Source organism: Arthrobacter sp. AOP29-A2-19, from assembly GCF_058138025.1.
In genome coordinates this window covers 960,513-979,275 of the sequence record NZ_CM176894.1, presented here as the reverse complement: position 1 = coordinate 979,275, position 18,763 = coordinate 960,513, and the positions used below count along the sequence as shown (strand labels likewise).

16 protein-coding genes are annotated in these 18,763 nt (G+C 69.0%); all 16 read right to left on the bottom strand.

What is annotated here, in order from left to right; genetic code table 11:
* Positions 1-20 precede the first annotated feature (20 nt).
* The 16 genes from dnaE to AC3ZJJ_RS04340 all read right to left on the bottom strand — a co-directional run bounded on the left by dnaE (position 21) and on the right by AC3ZJJ_RS04340 (position 18,756).
* Complete coding sequence (gene dnaE, locus AC3ZJJ_RS04415; protein ID WP_489895685.1) at positions 21-3,527, bottom strand: DNA polymerase III subunit alpha; 3,507 nt, start codon at positions 3,525-3,527, stop codon at positions 21-23.
* Between the two features lie 142 nt (positions 3,528-3,669).
* On the bottom strand, positions 3,670-4,593 hold the full coding sequence (locus tag AC3ZJJ_RS04410) for an RluA family pseudouridine synthase (protein ID WP_489894044.1): 924 nt from the start codon (positions 4,591-4,593) through the stop codon (positions 3,670-3,672).
* A complete protein-coding gene (lspA, locus tag AC3ZJJ_RS04405; protein WP_489894043.1) occupies positions 4,593-5,141 on the bottom strand; it encodes a signal peptidase II in 549 nt (182 codons plus the stop codon). The genes AC3ZJJ_RS04410 and lspA overlap by 1 nt, the downstream gene beginning before the upstream one ends.
* A 96-nt stretch (positions 5,142-5,237) precedes the next feature.
* Complete coding sequence (locus AC3ZJJ_RS04400; RefSeq protein ID WP_489894042.1) at positions 5,238-5,921, bottom strand: DivIVA domain-containing protein; 684 nt, start codon at positions 5,919-5,921, stop codon at positions 5,238-5,240.
* Positions 5,922-6,093: 172 nt separating this feature from the next.
* Complete coding sequence (locus AC3ZJJ_RS04395; RefSeq protein WP_489894041.1) at positions 6,094-6,381, bottom strand: YggT family protein; 288 nt, start codon at positions 6,379-6,381, stop codon at positions 6,094-6,096.
* Between the two features lie 18 nt (positions 6,382-6,399).
* Positions 6,400-6,915 (bottom strand): cell division protein SepF, encoded by a 516-nt coding sequence (locus AC3ZJJ_RS04390; RefSeq protein ID WP_489894040.1) that lies wholly within the window; start codon positions 6,913-6,915, stop codon positions 6,400-6,402.
* Positions 6,916-6,981: 66 nt separating this feature from the next.
* Positions 6,982-7,764, bottom strand: coding sequence for a YggS family pyridoxal phosphate-dependent enzyme (locus AC3ZJJ_RS04385; RefSeq protein ID WP_489894039.1), 783 nt, complete (start codon positions 7,762-7,764; stop codon positions 6,982-6,984).
* Entirely contained in the window at positions 7,761-8,513 is a 753-nt protein-coding gene (locus AC3ZJJ_RS04380; protein WP_489894038.1) for a purine nucleoside phosphorylase YfiH/LACC1 family protein, read from the bottom strand. Before AC3ZJJ_RS04380 ends, AC3ZJJ_RS04385 begins: the two co-directional genes overlap by 4 nt.
* Positions 8,514-8,543: 30 nt before the next feature.
* Entirely contained in the window at positions 8,544-9,752 is a 1,209-nt protein-coding gene (ftsZ, locus tag AC3ZJJ_RS04375; protein ID WP_489894037.1) for a cell division protein FtsZ, read from the bottom strand.
* Between the two features lie 199 nt (positions 9,753-9,951).
* Positions 9,952-10,704, bottom strand: a complete 753-nt coding sequence (locus AC3ZJJ_RS04370; protein WP_489894036.1) for a cell division protein FtsQ/DivIB — start codon at positions 10,702-10,704, stop codon at positions 9,952-9,954.
* Positions 10,701-12,098 carry a UDP-N-acetylmuramate--L-alanine ligase gene (gene murC / locus AC3ZJJ_RS04365; protein ID WP_489894035.1) on the bottom strand — a complete coding sequence of 466 codons (1,398 nt, stop codon included), beginning with the start codon at positions 12,096-12,098 and terminating at the stop codon, positions 10,701-10,703. The genes AC3ZJJ_RS04370 and murC overlap by 4 nt, the downstream gene beginning before the upstream one ends.
* 4 nt (positions 12,099-12,102) lie before the next feature.
* Positions 12,103-13,239 carry an undecaprenyldiphospho-muramoylpentapeptide beta-N-acetylglucosaminyltransferase gene (gene murG / locus AC3ZJJ_RS04360; protein ID WP_489894034.1) on the bottom strand — a complete coding sequence of 379 codons (1,137 nt, stop codon included), beginning with the start codon at positions 13,237-13,239 and terminating at the stop codon, positions 12,103-12,105.
* Positions 13,240-13,282: 43 nt separating this feature from the next.
* A complete protein-coding gene (ftsW, locus tag AC3ZJJ_RS04355) occupies positions 13,283-14,644 on the bottom strand; it encodes a putative lipid II flippase FtsW (RefSeq protein ID WP_489894033.1) in 1,362 nt (453 codons plus the stop codon).
* Between the two features lie 10 nt (positions 14,645-14,654).
* Positions 14,655-16,199, bottom strand: a complete 1,545-nt coding sequence (murD, locus tag AC3ZJJ_RS04350) for a UDP-N-acetylmuramoyl-L-alanine--D-glutamate ligase (RefSeq protein WP_489894032.1) — start codon at positions 16,197-16,199, stop codon at positions 14,655-14,657.
* Positions 16,181-17,287, bottom strand: coding sequence for a phospho-N-acetylmuramoyl-pentapeptide-transferase (gene mraY / locus AC3ZJJ_RS04345; RefSeq protein ID WP_489894031.1), 1,107 nt, complete (start codon positions 17,285-17,287; stop codon positions 16,181-16,183). Before mraY ends, murD begins: the two co-directional genes overlap by 19 nt.
* Positions 17,284-18,756: a UDP-N-acetylmuramoyl-tripeptide--D-alanyl-D-alanine ligase gene (locus AC3ZJJ_RS04340; RefSeq protein WP_489894030.1), complete on the bottom strand. Its 1,473-nt coding sequence runs from the start codon at positions 18,754-18,756 to the stop codon at positions 17,284-17,286. Before AC3ZJJ_RS04340 ends, mraY begins: the two co-directional genes overlap by 4 nt.
* Positions 18,757-18,763 lie beyond the last annotated feature (7 nt).

Below are 18,763 nucleotides of genomic sequence, written 5' to 3'. Positions count from 1 at the left end.
TTTACGACGCCGCGCGGCGCCTAGACGTCAAGGCAGGTGGGCCCCAGCAGCACCTTGAGGTCGCCGAAGAGCGCGGGGTTCGGATTGACCCGGAACTCCATGCCCAACCGCATCAGCTGGACGGTCCTGGTGCCGGAGAGCTTGACGCGGACCTCGGTGTTGCCCGCGTGCGTCCGGAGGACTTCTCCGAGCGCCGAGACCACGTCCTCCGTGGCCTTGTGGCTCGGCATGCTGATCACCACCGGACCGGCCAGCCCGTCCTCGCTGATCTCCGGGATGGTGAGCTCCTGGGCATTGAGGCTCACCGCTCCGTCGTCGCGCCGCTGGAGCCGGCCGCGCACCACAACGATCAGATCCTCCGCCAACAGCGTGGCGATTGGGCCGTAGACCTGTCCGAAGAACATGACCTCCATGGAGCCGCCCAGGTCCTCCACCTCGCACTTGGCGTACGCGTTGCCGCTGTTCTTGGCGATCCGGCGTTGCAGCGAGGTGATCATGCCCGCGATCTTCACGGTGTGGCCGTCCTGGGGTCCGTCGTCGGAGAGGACCTGGGTGATGGACAGCTCGGCGTGCTGGTCCAGCAGCCCGCCGAGGCCCTTCAGCGGGTGGTCCGAGACGTAGAGCCCCAGCATGTCGCGCTCGAACGCCAGCTTGTCCTTCTTCTCCCACTCGGGGAGGTCCGGCACCTCGACCGCCAGGCCGGAGCCGACGGACGGGTCGTCGAAAGCGCTGAACAGATCGAACTGGTTGGCCGCCTCGTTGCGCTTGAGCACGATGACCGAATCGACGGCCTCCTCGTGGATCATCGCGAGCGAGCGGCGCGGGTGCCCCATGGAGTCGAACGCGCCGGCCTTGACCAGCGACTCGATGGTCCGCTTGTTGCACACCACGGCCGGGACCTTCTGGAGGAAGTCCCCGAAGTTCTCGAAGGCGCCCTTCTCCTCCCGCGAGGCCACCATCGCGTGGACGGCGTTGGAGCCCACGTTGCGGATGGCGCCCATGCCGAAGCGGATGTCGTTGCCGACTGGCGTGAAGTTCAGGGCGGACTCGTTGACGTCCGGCGGCAGCACGGTGATGCCCATGTGCCGGCACTCGTTCAGGTACATGGCGGACTTGTCCTTGTCGTCCGCCACAGAGGTCAGCAGCGCGGCCATGTACTCGGCGGGGAAGTGCGCCTTGAGGTACGCGGTCCAGTAGGACACCATGCCGTACGCGGCCGAGTGCGCCTTGTTGAACGCGTAGTCGGAGAACGGAAGCAGGATGTCCCAGAGCGACTTTACGGCCGCCTCGGAGAACCCGTTGTCCACCATGCCCTGGCGGAAGCCCGCATACTGCTTGTCCAGCTCCGACTTCTTCTTCTTGCCCATCGCACGGCGGAGGATGTCCGCCTGGCCGAGAGTGAAGCCGGCGACCTTCTGGGCGATCGCCATCACCTGCTCCTGATACACGATCAGGCCGTACGTGGTGCCCAGAATCTCCTGCAGCGGTTCCTCAAGCTCCGCGTGGATCGGCGTGACGTCCTGCAGGCCGTTCTTGCGCAGGGCGTAGTTGTTGTGCGAGTTCGCGCCCATGGGACCCGGGCGGTACAGCGCGATGACCGCGGAGATGTCCTCGAAGTTGTCGGGGCGCATGAGCTTGAGCAGCGAGCGCATGGGGCCGCCGTCGAGCTGGAACACTCCCAGCGTGTCGCCGCGGGCCAGCAGCTTGTAGGACTCCGCGTCGTCGACCTCCAGGCGCTCCAGGTCGAGCTCGATGTCCTGGTTGGCCTTGATGTTCTCAATCGCGTCCGAAATGATCGTCAGGTTCCGCAGGCCGAGGAAGTCCATCTTGATCAGGCCCAGGCCCTCGCAGGTCGGGTAGTCGAACTGCGTGATGACCTGGCCGTCCTGGAAGCGGCGCATGATGGGCACCACGTCGATGATCGGATCGGAGCTCATGATCACGCCGGCGGCGTGCACGCCCCACTGCCGCTTCAGCCCCTCGATGCCCTTCGCGGTCTCGAAGACCTTGGCCGCCTCGGGGTTTGTGGCGACCAGTTCGCGGAACTCGCCGGCCTCGCCGTAGCGCTTGGACTTCGGGTCGTCGATGTCCGCCAGGGGGATGTCCTTGGCCATCACGGCGGGCGGGAGCGCCTTCGTGAGCTGCTCGCCCATGCTGAACGGGTAGCCCAGCACGCGCGAAGAGTCCTTGAGCGCCTGCTTGGTCTTGATGGTGCCGTAAGTGACGATCATGGCCACGCGCTCGTCGCCGTACTTGCGGGTCACGTACTCGATGACCTCGGGGCGGCGCCGATCATCGAAGTCGACGTCGAAGTCGGGCATGGACACGCGCTCCGGGTTCAGGAAGCGCTCGAAGATCAGCCCGTGCCGCAGGGGGTCGAGGTCGGTGATGCGCAGCGCGTACGCGACCATGGAACCCGCGCCGGAGCCGCGGCCGGGACCCACCCGAATGCCGTTGTTCTTCGACCAGTTGATGAAGTCGGCCACGACCAGGAAGTAGCCGGGGAAGCCCATCGTGTTGATGACGTCGAGCTCGTAGTCGGCCTGCTTGCGCACGTCGTCCGGAATGCCGCCCGGGTATCGGTACGCGAGTCCGGCGTCGACCTCCTTGACCAGCCAGGACGTCTCGTCCTCCCCCGGCGGGCAGGGGTAGTTCGGCATGTAGTTGGCGTTGGTGTTGAAGGAGACCTCGCACCGCTCGGCGATGAGCAGCGTGTTGTCGCACGCCTGGGGGAACTCGGCGAAGAGCTGGCGCATTTCCGCCGGAGACTTGAGGTAGTACCCGCTGCCGGAGAACGCGAAGCGCGATCCGCCCTGGTCGTAAGTGGGTTCCAGCAGCGTGGAGCCCGATTGGATGGCCAGGAGCGCCTCGTGGGCCTTGGCGTCGTGTTCGTGCGTGTAGTGCAGGTCGTTCGTGGCCACGAGGGGGATGTCGAGCTCGTGGGCCAGGCGCACCAGGTCCTTCGTCACGCGGCGTTCGATGTCCAGCCCGTGGTCCATCAGCTCGCAGAAGTAGTTCTCCTTGCCGAAGATGTCCTGGTACTCCGACGCAGCGCGCTTGGCCTCGTTGTACTGGCCCAGCCGCAGGCGTGTCTGCACCTCCCCGGACGGGCAGCCCGTGGTGGCGATGAGGCCGGGGCTGTAGGTCTCGAGCAGTTCACGGTCCAGCCGCGGATACTTGCCGAACGCCGAGTCCAGCGAACCGATCGAGGACGCACGGAACAGGTTGCGCATGCCTTGGTTGTTGTGGCTGAGCAGCGTCATGTGCGTGTAGCTGCCGCCGCCGGACACATCGTCGCGGCGCTGGTTCTCCTCGCCCCACCGCACGCGCGTCTTGTCGTTGCGGGCCGTGCCCGGCGTGACATACGCCTCCACGCCGATGATCGGCTTGATGCCGGCGTCCGTGGCCTTCTTCCAGAAGTCGAACGCCCCGAACAGATAACCGTGGTCGGTCGTCGCGAGCGCCTTCATGCCGAGCCGGTCGGTCTCGGCGAACAGGTCGCCCAGCCTGGCGGCGCCGTCCAGCATGGAGTATTCAGTATGGTTGTGAAGATGGACGAATCCGCCGGAAGTTGAGCTAGCCACCCATCAAGTCTAGGCGTCCGGGAGCGCCGCGCGGGTGAGGCCCCGGCCACGGGGCGAGCCGCCCGCGGCTACCCGCGCCCGCGGTCTAGAGTGCGCCGTCGCGGAGCAGTTCCAGGGCCTTGGAGAGGTCCGCCGGGTACTCGCTGGTGTACTGGACCCAATCGCCCGTGACGGGGTGGGGGAAGCCCAGGCGGTAGGCGTGCAGCCACTGCCGGGTCAGACCCAGCGCCGCCGCCAGGCGGGGGTCGGCCCCGTACGTCTGGTCGCCCGCGCAGGGATGCCGGAGGGCCGCGAAGTGCACGCGGATCTGATGCGTGCGCCCGGTCTCGAGCCGAACCTCCACCAACGACGCGCGGCCGAAGGCCTCGACCACCTTGTAGTGCGTGACGGAGTCGCGACCGTCCTCGAGAACGGCGAACTTCCAGTCGTGCCCGGGATGGCGTCCGATGGGCGCGTCGATAGTGCCCTCCAACGGGTCCGGCAGGCCCTGCACCACTGCGTGGTAGGTCTTGGACGGCGTCCGCTCCTTGAAGGCACGCTTCAGCGCGGTGTAGGCCCGTTCGGACGTCGCCACCACCATCACGCCGGAGGTGCCGACGTCGAGCCGGTGGACGATCCCTTGGCGCTCGGCCGCGCCGGACGTCGAGATCCGGTAGCCCGCCGCGGCGAGGGCGCCGACCACGGTGGGTCCGACCCAGCCGGGCGACGGGTGGGCGGCGACGCCAACGGGCTTGTCGATGACAACGTAGTCGTCGTCCTCGCCGAGGATCCTGAGGTCTTCCACGGGTTCGATTCTCACTTCCAGTGGATCGGGGCGTTCCGGGATGGTCACGTCGACCTGTTCTCCGACGGCGGTCTTGTGGGACTTGCCGACGGGCCGGCCGCCCACCAGCACGTGCCCCTCGGCGCACAGCTGGGCCGCGAGCGTTCGGGAGAGTCCCAGCGCGCCCGCAACGACCGCGTCCAGGCGGGCCCCGTCCTGGTCCTCGGAGACGGTGAACGCGGGCATCAGGCCGCCTCCTCCGCCGTCTCGCGGGTTCCGTCGAGGCGAACGCCCTTGAAGATCAGGAGGCAGATCACGATCATGGAGCAGACCACCAGCGAGTCCGCGATGTTGAAGATGGCAAAGTTGGGCAGCGCGATGAAGTCCACGACGTGGCCCATGGCGAAGGACGGCTCGCGGAATAGGCGGTCCGTCAGATTGCCCGCGGCGCCGGCCACCAGGCCGCCCAGGGCGACCGCCCACACCCGGGAACCGAGCCGGCGCAGCAGGAACAGCACATAAACAACCACGGACGCCTGAACGATCGTGAAGATCCACGTGACCTCCGTGCCGATGGAAAAGGCCGCCCCCGGGTTGAGGATGTAGTGCCAGCGCAGCAGGGGCGGGAAAACGTCGATGGTCTCCCCGAGCGCCATGTTGGTCTGGACCAGCCACTTGGTGAACTGGTCCAGTGCGTAGCCGACGACGGCGACGGCCAGCGCCGCGCCGACCAGGCCGCGCCTGCGCGGTGTCGGACGCGGGGTTGCCTGCGGTTCGGCGGGTTCGTGCTCCATGGTCTCCCTTAACGTGACGACGGCGGCCGGGTGACCCGGCCGCCGACGATCTACGGCTGACAGTCGCCCGGCCATCCGGGCGACCCTAGCTGATGCCTAGGCGTTTTCCTTGGCTTCCGGCGTCGCCACCGAGCCCTTGGACTCCAGGTCGCGCAGCTGGCCCTCGATGTAGGCCTTCAGGCGGGCGCGGTAGTCACGCTCGAAGCCGCGGAGCTGCTCGACCTTGCGCTCGAGCACGGCCTTCTGCTGTTCCAGCGCGCTCAGGGTCTTGCGGCTCTTCTCCTCGGCCTCGTTGACCAGGGTGTTGGCCTGGATCTGGGCCTCGGCGATGATCTTGTCGCGCTGCTCCACACCGGCGCCGACGTACTCGTCGTGCAGGCGCTGGGCCATGGCGAGAACGCCGGCGGCCGATTCGGCCGTTCCGGTGGAGGCCGCTGCGGGCGCCGCGGCGGCAACCGGAGCTGCCTCGGCGGCCGCGGCCGGCGCCTTCTCCTGCTCGGGCTTCGGGGTCTTGTCGACAACCTCGGCCTTGTCGGCGGCGACCGGAGCGGCTTCGGTGGCGGGGGCCGCGGCGACGGGCGCCGGGACGTCGCCCGACTCGGCGTCGCCGGACTGCAGCTCGCTGACGCGGCGACGGAGCTCGTCGTTCTCCTGGTTCAGGCGACGCAACTCGACGACGATCTCGTCCAGGAAATCGTCGACCTCGTCCTGGTCGTAGCCTTCGCGGAACTTCGTCGGCTGGAAGCGCTTGTTGACTACGTCTTCTGGCGTGAGTGCCATCTGGTCACCTCGTTACTTTGGTTCTTCCACCGACCGCTGCTGCGGCCCGCGTACGCTGGTTCACTTGGGGCACATCCGGCACGTCTGTGACGGGGCCTGCTGCGACAAGACTATAACGTTTGGGTACGGGACAACTAACCCGACTACCGGAGCCGCCAGGTGCGGCCCGTCGCTAGGCCAGCGACTGGACCACGATCTTCGCGATGATGACGGCGAAGTAAAGGATGAGGAAGGCGAGGTCCAATCGCATGCCGCCCAAGTCCACCGGCTTCACCTTGGACCTCAGCCAGCGCATGGGCGGATCGGTCACGCGGTAGACCACGCTGGCCGCGAGCAGCGCGACGCCGCGGGGCCGCCAAGAGCGGGCAAACATTTGGACCACGTCGAAGACGATTCTGACCATCAGCAGAACCTGGACGATGGTGAGTGCGATGTACAGCAGTCCGAAGATCAGTTCCACGGCGGAGACGCGGCCCGGCTAGCTCTGGTTGAAAAAGGTCGCTTGGCCCTCGGAGGACTTCTTGTCCTCGCCGAGGACTTCCACGGACGACGGCGAGAGCAGGAAAACCTTATTGGTCACTCGCTCGATGCTGCCGTGAAGCCCGAAGACCAAGCCGGCCGAGAAATCCACGAGGCGCTTGGCGTCGCCCTCGCCCATGTCGGTGACGTTCATGATGACCGGAATGCCCTCGCGAAAACTTTCGCCGATGATCTTGGCGTCGTTGTACGAGCGGGGGTGGACCGTTGTGATCTGCCGCAATGAAGAATCCTCGTCCCTGGAAGAAGGCGCGCGCTTGATGGGAGTGACCGGGGCCCGGTACTCGGTGTCCGTCTCCGGAACGGCCGCCACCGGTTGGTGCGTCCGCTCTTCGCGGACGGGTTCGTGGCGCCGCGCATCCTCGCGCTCGTCGACGTCGTAGTTGTCCGAGGCGTAGTGCTCGTCACCGTCGGCGAGCCCCAGGTAGATCATTGTCTTGCGCAGGGCGCCAGCCATGGTCTTCTCCTTATGATCGTGCGCGGTCCAAGGGTCTGTTCCGCAAGAGTCTCCGCTGTATCGACGCTACCGCAAGGGCGGGCGGGGCCCGAGGACATCGGAACCGACACGCAGGTGTGTCGCCCCGGCGGCAACCGCCTGCTCAAGGTCCTGACTCATGCCCGCCGAAACCGCGTCCGCTCCGGGGTACGCGGCGCGGACCGCGCGGGAGACGTCGACGAGTCGCGCGAACGCCTCGGCAGGGTCTGCGCCCAGCGGAGCGACCGCCATCACGCCGCCCAATTCGAGCCACGGCGCGGCGTCGATCGCCGCCGCCAGCGAGAGAACGCCGGCGGGCTCGACTCCGCCGCGTCCTGCCGGCCCGGTCTCTGCTCCGGACGCGTCGCCCGTGGGCTGCCGCAGGTCGACTTGGATGAGGCAGCGCAGGGCGGTCCGCGCCGGCTCCCCAGCCTCGCGCCGCCGTTCGTTCTCCCGGGCGACCGCCTTGTCCAGTGCGGACACCAGGCCCGTGCGGTCGACGGACTGCACCGCGGAGGCGTAGCGGACCACCGACTTGGCCTTATTGGTCTGGAGTTGGCCGATGAAGTTCCAGTCGAGCGGCAGGTCACGCAACTCCTCGGCCTTCGCCGCGGCCTCCTGGTCGCGGTTCTCGCCGACCGCGCGGACGCCGAGTCCCGCCAGGAGCCGGACGTCGGACGCGGGGAAGAACTTTGTCACCACGATCAGTTCGGGCTGGTCCGGCCGGCCGGCCGCGCGCGCGGCCTCGGAGATTCTTAGCCTGACGGCGTTGAGCCTGCGGTCCAGCTCGTCCCGTCGGGACTCCTGAGCCGCGGGCGCGCTGGCGCTCACTGGGCCCCGCTCTGCTCGGGAGCGTCCGCGGTGCCGACCCACACGAGGCCGGCGAAGCGCCCGGTGGCGGGGTCGCGGCGGTAGGAGTAGTAGTTGGTGTCCTCGAGCGTGCAGATCCCGGTCTCGACGACCGCGACACCCTCGGACGCAAGGAGGCCGCGGGCCGCCCCCGGCAGATCCAAGCCGCTGGTGCCACGCCGGGTGGTGGTCGCGATGCCGGGCAGGATCGCCTCGGCGCCCGCGGCCATGTCCGGCGGAACCTCGTAGCAGCGGCCACAGACCGACGGACCGATCCACGCCTGAATGGCTCCGGCCCCGGCGTCGCGCAGTGCCCGAACCGTGTTCTGCAGCACCCCTCCCAGGAGGCCGGCCCGTCCGGCGTGCGCCACCGCCGTGGCGACACCCCCGTCGACGGCGCCGGCGAGCACCACCGGCACACAGTCGGCGACCATCACCGCCAGCGGCGCCGAGCCATCGGCGGAGACCAGGGCGTCTGCGGTCGGGGCGGACGCCCGGTGGGAGGCCAGCCGGAGCGACCCGCCGGTTGAGACGAGGTGGACGTCCGCGGAGTGGACCTGGTCCATAAAGCGCAGGGCACCGGGATCGACGCCCAGCCGCGCCTCCAGGTCGCCGCGGCGTTCCGCGACGTCGGCCGCGTCGTCCCCAACGTGCAACGCGAGGTTGCCGTCGGCGACCGAAGTGAAACCAACGTGGGTCTCGGGGAGTCCCACGGGTTCGAATCGGAGCATCTTCGGCAACCTCGCGTTGTGTGCCTCTCCCTACTTGAGGAAGTCGGGCACGTCCAGATCGTCGTGGGAGGACCCGGACAGGTCCTGCTCCACGATGGCTGGCAGGTCCTCGTAGCGCTGCTGCGCGGGGCGCGCGGCCTCGGGGGCCGAGTGCGCGGACACCGCCGCCGCGGGCGCGGCCGCGGGCTGCGCGGGAGCCAGCGGGATGGTTCCCGGCACCGACGGGAGCGGGCGGGCCTGCTGCACGGGCTGGGCCTGCTGCTGCGGGGCGTGGGCCGGAGCCGAGGTCACGTCCACCTGGTCGAAGCCCGCGGCGATGACGGTGACGCGCGCCTCGTCCCCGAGCGCGTCGTCGATTACGGCGCCGAAGATGATGTTCGCCTCAGGGTGGGCGACCTCCTGCACCAGCCGGGCGGCCTCGTTGATCTCGAACAGTCCCAGGTCGGAACCGCCCTGGATCGAGAGCAGCACGCCGTGCGCGCCGTCGATGGAGGCCTCGAGCAGCGGCGAGGCGATGGCGAGTTCCGCGGCCTTGACGGCGCGGTCCTCTCCCCGGGCGGAACCAATGCCCATGAGAGCCGAACCGGCGCCCTGCATCACGGACTTTACGTCGGCGAAGTCCAGGTTGATCAGGCCCGGCGTGGTGATGAGGTCCGTGATGCCCTGGACGCCGGACAGCAGCACCTGGTCGGCAGAGCGGAAGGCATCCAGCACGGAAACGTTTCGGTCGCTGATGGACAGCAGTCGGTCGTTCGGGATCACGATGAGTGTGTCGACCTCGTCGCGCAGCGCCTCGATGCCCGCCTCGGCGGAGCTCGCGCGCCGGCGGCCCTCGAAGGTGAACGGACGGGTGACCACACCGATGGTCAGTGCGCCCAGCGAGCGGGCAATGCGGGCCACGACGGGCGCGCCGCCCGTTCCGGTGCCACCGCCCTCGCCTGCGGTCACGAAGACCATGTCCGCCCCGCGCATGACCTCTTCGATCTCTTCGGCGTGGTCCTCGGCGGCCTGGCGGCCCACCTCGGGGTTGGCACCGGCGCCGAGCCCGCGGGTCAGTTCCCGACCCACGTCGAGTTTCACGTCGGCGTCGCTCATGAGCAGCGCCTGCGCGTCCGTGTTGATCGCGATGAATTCGACGCCGCGGAGGCCGACCTCGATCATGCGGTTGACGGCGTTCACGCCGCCACCGCCGATGCCGACGACCTTGATGACGGCGAGGTAGTTCTGTGGAGCTGCCACGTCCTGGTTCCCTTGTTCGATGTGCTGCTGATCTAGGAAGCTTCAACTGACAAACGTTAACCCTCAGCTTGAGGGTTATAGTTATGTCAAGTACTTGCTACTGAAACGCTATGGCCTGCCCAGGGCCCATGCAACGACCTAGGCCGCGTGTCGCCCATTGCGTACCGGAAAGTTTTCCGCGGCCGGTGGCCGACGGCGGTCAGCGCGTGACCGGGTGGTCGGGGCTGGTGACGTCGTACACCTTGACGGCGGCCGTGTTGGGCTCTTCCTTGACCCGAAGCAGCGCCGTGACCACCCCGGCCTTGTCCGCGTTGCGCTCGGAGTTTCCCCACAGCACGGTCTTGCCGTTGGTCAGCTTCAGCTCGACGGAATCGATCGTCTTGGCGCCGGCCTTGTCCAGCCGGTTCAGCACCGACTCCGGAAGGGAGGCGAGGACCTCTGTCACCGTGGCGAAGACCTTCGGGTCCGCGACGGCGCTTTCCGCGTCGATGACCGGCAGGTCCGCACCGTCGCGCTTGGCCAGGGCCGCGAGCGTCCGTCCGTCCTCGCCCACCAGACGGTACTTTCCCTTCGACTCGACGATGGCCACCGGCTGGTGCTCGACGATCTCCACCCTGAGCGTGGAGGGCGCCTCCGCCTGGACCACCACGTCCCTGACGGCGGGCTGGCCCTCCAACAACCGCAGGACCGACGCGGGCCCGATGCGCGGCAGTGGCGTCCCGACGAGTGGTTCCAGCGCCTCCTGGACGGCCGACTGCTTCGCGAGGTCGTTGCCGCTGACCTCGATGTTCTTGACGGCCAGCAGCGGCGAGTACAGCAGCACCACTATGAGGGCCAAGATCAGCGCCACCACCGATCCGGAGATGATGAGGAGCAGGCGCCGCGTGCGCCTTCCCGGGGGCTCGGGCAGCGGGACGACGTTGGTGTCCGGCCGCGCGTCGACGCGATTCACTCGCGATCCGCCAAGGCCGCGAGGATCTCCGCGCCGGCCTCCGTCACGTCGCCGGCGCCGACCGTCATCACAACGTCGCCGGGCCGCGCCACGGCGGCGATGAGGCCGGGAGCGGCGGAACGGGTCGCGGCGCCCCCTTCGGTGTTGAGTGCGTTGGCGACAAGTTCGCTGGTCACTCCGGGAATCGGCTGTTCGCGGGCAGGATAGATCTCCAGCACCAGGGCCGTGTCCGCCAGCGACAGGGCGTCGGCGAATTCCCGCCAGAATTCGCGGGTCCGGGAGAACAGGTGCGGCTGGAAAAGCACGTGGACGCGCCCCTCCCCCGCCACCGCCCGGGCGGCCTTGAGGGCGGCGAGCACCTCCGTGGGATGGTGGGCGTAGTCGTCGAACACGCGCACGCCCGCGGCCTCGCCGCGGAACTCGAAGCGGCGCGCCGCGCCCGCGAACGACGCCAGGCCCAGGGTCGCGTCCTCCGGCTGGAGGCCGCAGTCCAGGCCAACCGCGAAGGCCGCCGCGGCGTTGAGCAGGTTGTGGTCCCCGGGCACCGCCAAATCCAGGCGTCCCTCCTCGCCGCTGCCCCACTCCAGGGAACACCCGTAGCGTTGGCCGGCCAGCGGCACCGCCTCGAGCAGCCGGCGGTCGGCCGACTCGCTGAATCCGTAGGTCTGCACGCGCACGTCCGGCCGCTCGTGCCGCATCCGCGCCGCAAGGGCATGCGAGCCGGGGTCGTCCGCGCAGCAGATCAGCAACCCGTCCTCGGGCAGCAGCGACACAAAGCGGTGGAAGCTCTCGTGGACGGCCTCGGCGGTGCCGTAATGGTCCAAGTGGTCGGCCTCTACGTTGGTGACCACCACAACGTCGGGACGGTAGTTCAGGAAAGACGCGTCCGATTCGTCCGCCTCCGCAACGAAGATGCGGCCCGCGCCCAGTTCGGCGTTGACCCCCAACCCGGCGACATTCGCACCGATGGCGAATGAGGGCGACAGGCCGGCGTGGCGGAGCATCACGGCGATGAGTGAGGTGGTGGTGGTCTTCCCGTGTGTCCCGCAGACCGCGACCACAAAGTCCCCCTTCATGGTCGCCGCGAGCCCCTCCGAGCGGTGGAGGATTCGCAGCCCGCGGCGCTTGGCGGCGTCGTATTCGGGATTGCCGTCCTTGATGACGGACGAGACCACCACGGTGTCCACCTCGCCGAGGTTGGCGGCGGCGTAGCCGACGTGGATGCGCGCCCCCAGCCCGCGGAGTTCGTCCAGTACGGGCAGGTCCTTGGCGTCGGTCCCGGATACGGGGATGCCCCGCGCCAGCATCAGTCGTGCGACCGCGGAGACGCCGACGCCGCCAATGCCAAGAAGGTGCACGCGGCCAAGCTCGGAGAGTGTCGGGATGTGCTGCATTCCTCTAGCTTCCCATGCCGGAAACGGTTGCGCCGACGGCGGTTTCGAGGACGATCTCCGCCATGCGCCCTGCGGCGTCGCGGCTGCCCAGCGCGTGTGCCGCGCGGGCCATGATCTCGAGTCTGTCCCGGCTGGTCAGGAGCGGCAGGACCGTTCCGGCGAAGAATTCCGGCGTGAACGCGTCGTTGTCCACCACCACGGCCGCTCCGGCGCCCAGGAGCGGCTCCGCGTTGAGCCGCTGCTCGCCGTTTCCGATGGGCAGCGGGACGAGGATGGACGGGAGTCCCACCGCGGCCAGCTCGCACACCGTTCCGGCGCCGGCCCTGGCGATGATGAGGTCGGCCGCGGCGTAGGCGTTCTCCATGCCGTCGACGTACTCGGTCTGCCGGTAGCCCGGCGCGGCGTACACCGTCCCGGCGTCGTCGAGCAGCTGCTTGCCGCGCCCGGTGACGTGCAGCACCTGGACCGGCGTGCCGGCGGCGGCAAGGTCGGCCAGGATCGGCAGCGACGTCCGGATGGTGTGGTTGATGGATGCGGCCCCAGAGGATCCGCCGGTGACGACCAGCGTCGGCAGGCCCGGCTCAAGGCCGAGAGCCTCCCGCGCGGCGTCGCGTGCCGCGACCCGGTCCAGTCCCGCAATGGCCGACCGCATGGGCATGCCCACCAACTCCGCGCCGCGCAGCCCGGTGTTCGGGAAGGCCGTGGCGATGCGGGCGGCGAACCGCGCGCCCAGCTTGTTGGCCAGGCCGGCGCGGGCGTTCGCCTCGTGGATGACCACGGGGATTCCTCGCTTCCTCGCGGCCAGATAGACGGGCGTGCAGACGTATCCTCCGACGCCCACAACAACCTCCGCGCCGGCCCGGTCCAGGACGGCACCGGCGTGGCGGACGGCCTGGACGATGCGGAACGGCAGCTTGAACAGGTCCGCGGAGGGCCGGCGGGGCATCGGCACGCGCTCGATGGTTTCCAGGGCGTACCCGGCGGCGGGAACCAGCCGGGTCTCCATGCCCGACGCAGTCCCGACGGCCACGATGCGCGCGTCCGGCGCCTTGGCGCGGACGGCGTCCGCTATGGCCAGCAGGGGAGAGATGTGGCCGGCGGTGCCGCCACCGGCCAACACGATCGACGGTCCAGGCTTCATGTGGTTCACAGCTTTCGGTGCGGGGCTGGGGTGCGAAAGGACATCAGGAGGCCGCGTCCGGCGGTGCCGGACGCTGGCGGGCGAAGCACAACACCACGCCCACGGCCATCAGCGCGAAGGTCAACGCGGAACCGCCGTAGGAAATGAAGGGCAGCGGAACGCCGATGACCGGAAGCAGCCCGGTCACCATGCCGATGTTGACGAACGCCTGGCCGATCAGCCACGCCATGATGCCGCCGGTCGCGATGCGGACGAAGGGGTCGGAGTGCCGGACGGCCACCCGGTACATGGCCACCGCCAAGATTCCGAAGAGGGCGATGATGACCGTGGTCCCGATCAGGCCCAGCTCCTCGCCGATGATTGCGAAGATGAAGTCGTTCTCCGCCTCGGGGATGTAGTTCCACTTCTGCCGGGACTGGCCGAGGCCCACGCCCCACCAGCCGCCGGAGGCGAGCGCGTAGAGCCCCTGGCGGGACTGGTAGCAGGCGTCGTTGGCGCCGCAGTCGATGCCGAGCCACGCGTTGATGCGGCCCATCCGGTTTCCGGAGACCAGGACCATCACGATCGCGCCGAGCGCCGCAACGCCGGCCGCGACACCGAAAATCCTCAGCCGGGCCCCGCCGAAGAACAGTGCGGCCACCAGGATGAGGATCAGGACCAGCCCCGTCCCCAGGTCGCGGCCGGCGAGCACGAGCGCCAACACGGCCGCCCCGCCTGGGAAGACCACGGGAATCAACGCGTGCGCCGTCTGGTTGACCAGTCGGCCCTTCTTCGCGAGCATCATGGCCGCCCACACGGCCAGCGCCAGCTTGGCGGCCTCGGAAGGCTGGGCGGTGAAGCCGCCGATACCGATCCAGTTCCGGTTGCCGTAGACGGAAATCCCCAGTGGGGTGAACACCAGCAGCAGGAGGAAAAGTGCCAGCCCGATTCCGGGCCAGGCAAGTCGCTTCATCGTCGCAACGGGCAGCCGGGACATCAACACCATCAGACCGCAGCCGGCCAGCGCCCAGACACCCTGCTTCATAAAAAGTGCGTAGGAGGAGGTCTCGCTCGATATCGCCTCGACGGCGGACGAGGACAGCACCATCAGCAGGCCGATCAGCGTCAGCGCCAACGCGCTGCCGAGGATCATGTAGTAGCCGGTGTTGCCTCCCGTGTCGGCATCGCCCTCGACCATCCGCCACAGGCGTGACATGGGCCGGTCGCCGGCCGTCTTTTTGCCGGCGCCGCCGCGGCGGGCCGGGCTCCTCTGGGCTGCCGGTCGCGCCGACGACTCCGCGCGCGCGCGGGACGGCCCGGAGCCGCCGGCGCGCGCGTCTGTCCCGGCAGTGTCCTGGGGGCCCGTGGTGCGTACCCGCGGCTTGCGTCCAGCGCTGCCGCGAGGCGGCGAGGTGGGGGCTGGCACGGGTACTCCTTTACGTTGGGGTGTCCTCCATAAGGCCGCGGACCGCCTCGATGAAGGCGTCGCCGCGGTGCGCATATGAAGAGAATTGGTCCATCGAGGCCGCCGCCGGCGCCATCAGCACTGTGTCGCCCGGGCGGGCCATCCCGGCGGCTTCCGCCACGGCTTGCGCCATGACCGACCAGCCGGTCTTTCCGCCGCTGTCGGCCACCGGCGTCTCGCTCCCAGTTTCCCGCACGCGGGCCTCGATCACCGGCACGTCCGGCGCGTGTCGCCGCAATGACCCGCGCAACCCGTCGCTGTCCGTCCCGATCAGCACCACCGCGCGCAGGCGGGGCGCGTGCGTGGAGACGAGCGCGTCGTAGTCCACACCCTTGGACAGTCCGCCGGCGATCCAGACGACCGACGAGAACGCCGCGAGCGATGCGTTGGCCGCGTGGGGGTTGGTGGCCTTCGAGTCGTTGACCCAGAGGATGTCGTCGCGCCTGGCCACGACCTGGATCCGGTGCGCGCCCGGATCGAAGTTGCGCAGGCCGTCGCGGACCGCCCGCGGCTCCACCCCGTAGGCGCGCACCAGGGCCGCCGCCGCCAGGGCGTTGGCCACGGTGTGCCGGGGCGCGATCTCGCCCAGGTCGGCCAGCGAGGCGAGCTCCGCGGCGGACGTCTTGCGGTCCTCGACGAAGGCGCGGTCCACCAGCAGACCCTCGACCACCCCGACCATGCTTAGGGCGGGAACGTTGGTGGTGAACCCGATGGCCCGGCAGCCCTCCACCACGTCCGCGTCTTCGACCATGCGCTCGGTCTCGGCCTGGTCGGCGTTGTAGATGGCCGCCACGCGTGTGCGCTCATAGATCTTGGCCTTCGCGGCCAGGTACTCCTCGTAGGATCCGTGCCAGTCGACGTGGTCCTGCGCGACGTTGAGCACCACGGATGCCAGCGGCGACATGGTGTGCGTGGTGTGGAGCTGGAAGCTGGACAACTCGACTGCGATGGCGTCGTAGCCCTCGGGATCGCGGATGGCGTCGAGGATCGGCGTGCCGACGTTGCCTGCCGCGATCGCACGCAGGCCCGCCGCCCGGAGCATCGACTCGGCCATGCCGACCGTCGTCGTTTTGCCGTTGGTGCCGGTGATCACCAGCCACTCGGCCGTCTTGCGGCCCGCGCGGGCGCGTACGCGCCAGGCGAGCTCGACGTCTCCCCAGACGGGAAGGCCCGCCTCCCCCGCCTCCACCAGCAACGCCTGCCTGGGGTTCCAGCCCGGCGAGGCGATGACGAGTTCGGGGGCCTCGCCGTCGACCGTCGGAAGCCCGGACGTGTGCTCGGCGCCGAGCCGCACGTCCGCGGCGCCCACGATGCGCAGGGTGTCGGCGCGGGCACGGTTCTCCTCGGAGTCCGCGCCATCGACCACCACCACCCGCGCGCCCAGCTCGATCAAGGTGTCCGCGGCCGAGAAGCCGGACAGGCCAAGGCCGGCGACCACGACTCGGAGACCCGTCCAGTCGGCATCCCAGGTGGTCAGTTCCTCCAGCGGCGCGTGGCTCACAGCCCGACGACCCATTCCGCGTAGAAGATGCCCAGCGCCGCGGCGACGAACAGGCCGGCAACGATCCAGAACCGGACAACGACGGTGACCTCCGCCCAGCCCTTAAGCTCGAAATGGTGCTGCAGCGGAGCCATCAGGAACACCCTCTTGCCGCCGCTGAGCTTGAAGAAGCCCACCTGGATGATGACGGACAGCGTGATGATCACGAACAGGCCGGCGAGGACCACGAGCAGCAGTTCGGTGCGGGAAAGGATGGCGAAGGCCGCGATGGCGCCGCCGATGGCGAGCGACCCGGTGTCGCCCATAAAGATGGCCGCGGGAGAGGTGTTCCACCATAGGAAGCCGATGAGGGCCCCGCAAAGGATCGCCCCGAGCAGGGCCAGGTCCATGGGGTCGCGGACCTCGTAGCAGACCGATCCGATCGACCGCGAGGATCCGCAGGCCTGGTTGTACTGCCAGATGCCGATCAGCGTGTAGGCGCCGAAGACCATGATGGACGCGCCCGTGGCGAGACCGTCCAGGCCATCCGTGACGTTGACGCCGTTGGTGGCGCCGGTGACGATGAGGTTGGACCAGAGGATAAAGAGCAGCGCCCCGACCACCGGCCCGGCGAAGGCCAGGTCGATTCCCGTGTCCCTGATGAAGGAGATCTCGGTGGACGCGGGGGCAAGGCCCTTTTCGTTGGGGAACTGGAGGGCCAGCATGGCGAAGCCGACCCCCACGATGGCCTGCAACGTGATCTTCTGCCACGCGCGCAGCCCCAGGCTGCGTTGCTTGGAGATCTTGATGAAGTCGTCGAGGAATCCGACGAGGCCCATGCCGACCATCAGGAAGAGCAGCACCATGCCGCTTGCGGTCGGGCCGACGGCGTGCTCGCTGAAGAGCTCCAGCAGCCCGTGGGTGCCGAAATAGGCGAGAACAACGGCGAGGACGATCATGGCCCCGCCCATCGTCGGGGTGCCGCGCTTGGTGTGGTGCGACGTCGGTCCGTCGTCGCGGACGAACTGGCCGTAGCTTCTGCGCACCAACAGCTTGATGAACAGGGGTGTGCCCACGAGGGAAAGGATCAGCGCGATTCCCGCGCCCAGAATCAAAGCGATCATCGGAGCGTCTCCCGCCCGGCCTCGGGTGCGCCCGCGGACGCCGATGCTATCCGATCGCCGAGGAACCGGAGCCCCGCGCCGTTGGAGGACTTGAACAACACGATGTCTCCCGGTTCCAGCCGCTCTTCAAGCAGCCGTTCTGCGTCGTCGACGGTCTCGACGAACGTTGCCTCGTCGCCCCAGCTGCCCTCGAGGACGGCCGCCGTGTGGAGCGGCTTGGCGCCGGCCCCCACGACCACGAGCTTCTTGATGTTCAACCGAACGACCACGCGCCCGAGGAGGTCGTGCTCAAGGATCGAGTCGTCTCCCAGCTCAAGCATCTCCCCGAGCACCGCCCAGGTACGGCGAGTCTCCCCCACGGCGTCGTCGACCTGGCCCAGCTCCGCCAGCGTGCGCAGCGCCGCGCGCATGGACTCGGGGTTGGCGTTGTACGCGTCGTTGATGATCGTGACGCCGTCCGCGCGTTCGGTGCGCTCCATGCGCCAGCGGCTGGCGGGACCGAGGTCCGTCAGCGTGTGGGCGATGGTTGCGCCGTCGATGCCCAGGGCATGGGCCGCGGAGGCGGCGGCCAGCAGGTTGGTGATGTGGTGCCGGCCGATCAGCCCGCTGCGCACGGGGTGAGCGGAGCCGTCGGGCATTGCAAGCGTGAACACCGGGTGGCCCGCGTTGTCGATCTCGATGTCCCGGGCGCCGACGAAGCTGCCGTGGGCCTCGGACTCGGGACCGAATCCGAGCACGGCCGCGCCGGTCCTGCTTGCCATGGCCCGGACCTGGGGATCGTCGAAGTTCAGGATGGCCGTGCCGGTGGCCGGAAGCGCCTCGACCAGTTCTCCCTTGGCGCGGGCGATGTTCTGCGCCCCGCCGAACTCTCCGGCGTGGGCGGTGCCCACACAGAGCACGACGCCGACCTCGGGTCCCACCATTTTGGCAAGGTAGTCGATGTGTCCGATGCCGGTGGCACCCATCTCCACCACGAGGAAGCGGGTGGACGGCGTGGCCCGGAACACGGTGAGCGGGACACCCACCTCCCCGTTGTAGGAGCCGATCGGGGCCACGGTCTCGCCCGCCGTGGACAGGACGGCGGCCAGGAGATCCTTTGTGGTGGTCTTCCCGGCCGAGCCGGTGATGCCGACCACGCGCAGCCCGCCTTCGCGGAGCCGGCCGACCACGTGGGAAGCGAGCTTGCCCATGGCGAGCACGGCGTCCTCGACGATGACGGCCGGGTGTACAGCGCCCTCGGCATCGAGGGTCTCGCGCTCGGCGAGGGCAAGCACCGCTCCGGCCGCAAAGGCCTGCTCGACGAAGCGGTGTCCGTCGGACGCCTCGCCCGGCTTGGCGACGAAGAGCCAGCCCGGCTGGCATTCCCGCGAGTCGGTGGCGACGCCGCCGACGACGGTCTCCACGGACACGCTCGTGGTGGTGCGACCGCCCGTGATGGCGGCAATTTGGGCAGCGTTAAGTTCAATCATGGCTCTG

Coding starts and splice junctions, on each gene's coding strand:
- dnaE (WP_489895685.1), bottom strand. CDS start 3,527: ATGCTGGACGGCGCCGCCAGGCTGGGCGACCTGTTCGCCGAGACCGAC.
- AC3ZJJ_RS04410 (WP_489894044.1), bottom strand. CDS start 4,593: ATGCCCGCGTTCACCGTCTCCGAGGACCAGGACGGGGCCCGCCTGGAC.
- lspA (WP_489894043.1), bottom strand. CDS start 5,141: ATGGAGCACGAACCCGCCGAACCGCAGGCAACCCCGCGTCCGACACCG.
- AC3ZJJ_RS04400 (WP_489894042.1), bottom strand. CDS start 5,921: ATGGCACTCACGCCAGAAGACGTAGTCAACAAGCGCTTCCAGCCGACG.
- AC3ZJJ_RS04390 (WP_489894040.1), bottom strand. CDS start 6,915: ATGGCTGGCGCCCTGCGCAAGACAATGATCTACCTGGGGCTCGCCGAC.
- AC3ZJJ_RS04380 (WP_489894038.1), bottom strand. CDS start 8,513: ATGCTCCGATTCGAACCCGTGGGACTCCCCGAGACCCACGTTGGTTTC.
- murC (WP_489894035.1), bottom strand. CDS start 12,098: ATGCAGCACATCCCGACACTCTCCGAGCTTGGCCGCGTGCACCTTCTT.
- murG (WP_489894034.1), bottom strand. CDS start 13,239: ATGAAGCCTGGACCGTCGATCGTGTTGGCCGGTGGCGGCACCGCCGGC.
- murD (WP_489894032.1), bottom strand. CDS start 16,199: ATGGGTCGTCGGGCTGTGAGCCACGCGCCGCTGGAGGAACTGACCACC.
- mraY (WP_489894031.1), bottom strand. CDS start 17,287: ATGATCGCTTTGATTCTGGGCGCGGGAATCGCGCTGATCCTTTCCCTC.
- AC3ZJJ_RS04340 (WP_489894030.1), bottom strand. CDS start 18,756: ATGATTGAACTTAACGCTGCCCAAATTGCCGCCATCACGGGCGGTCGC.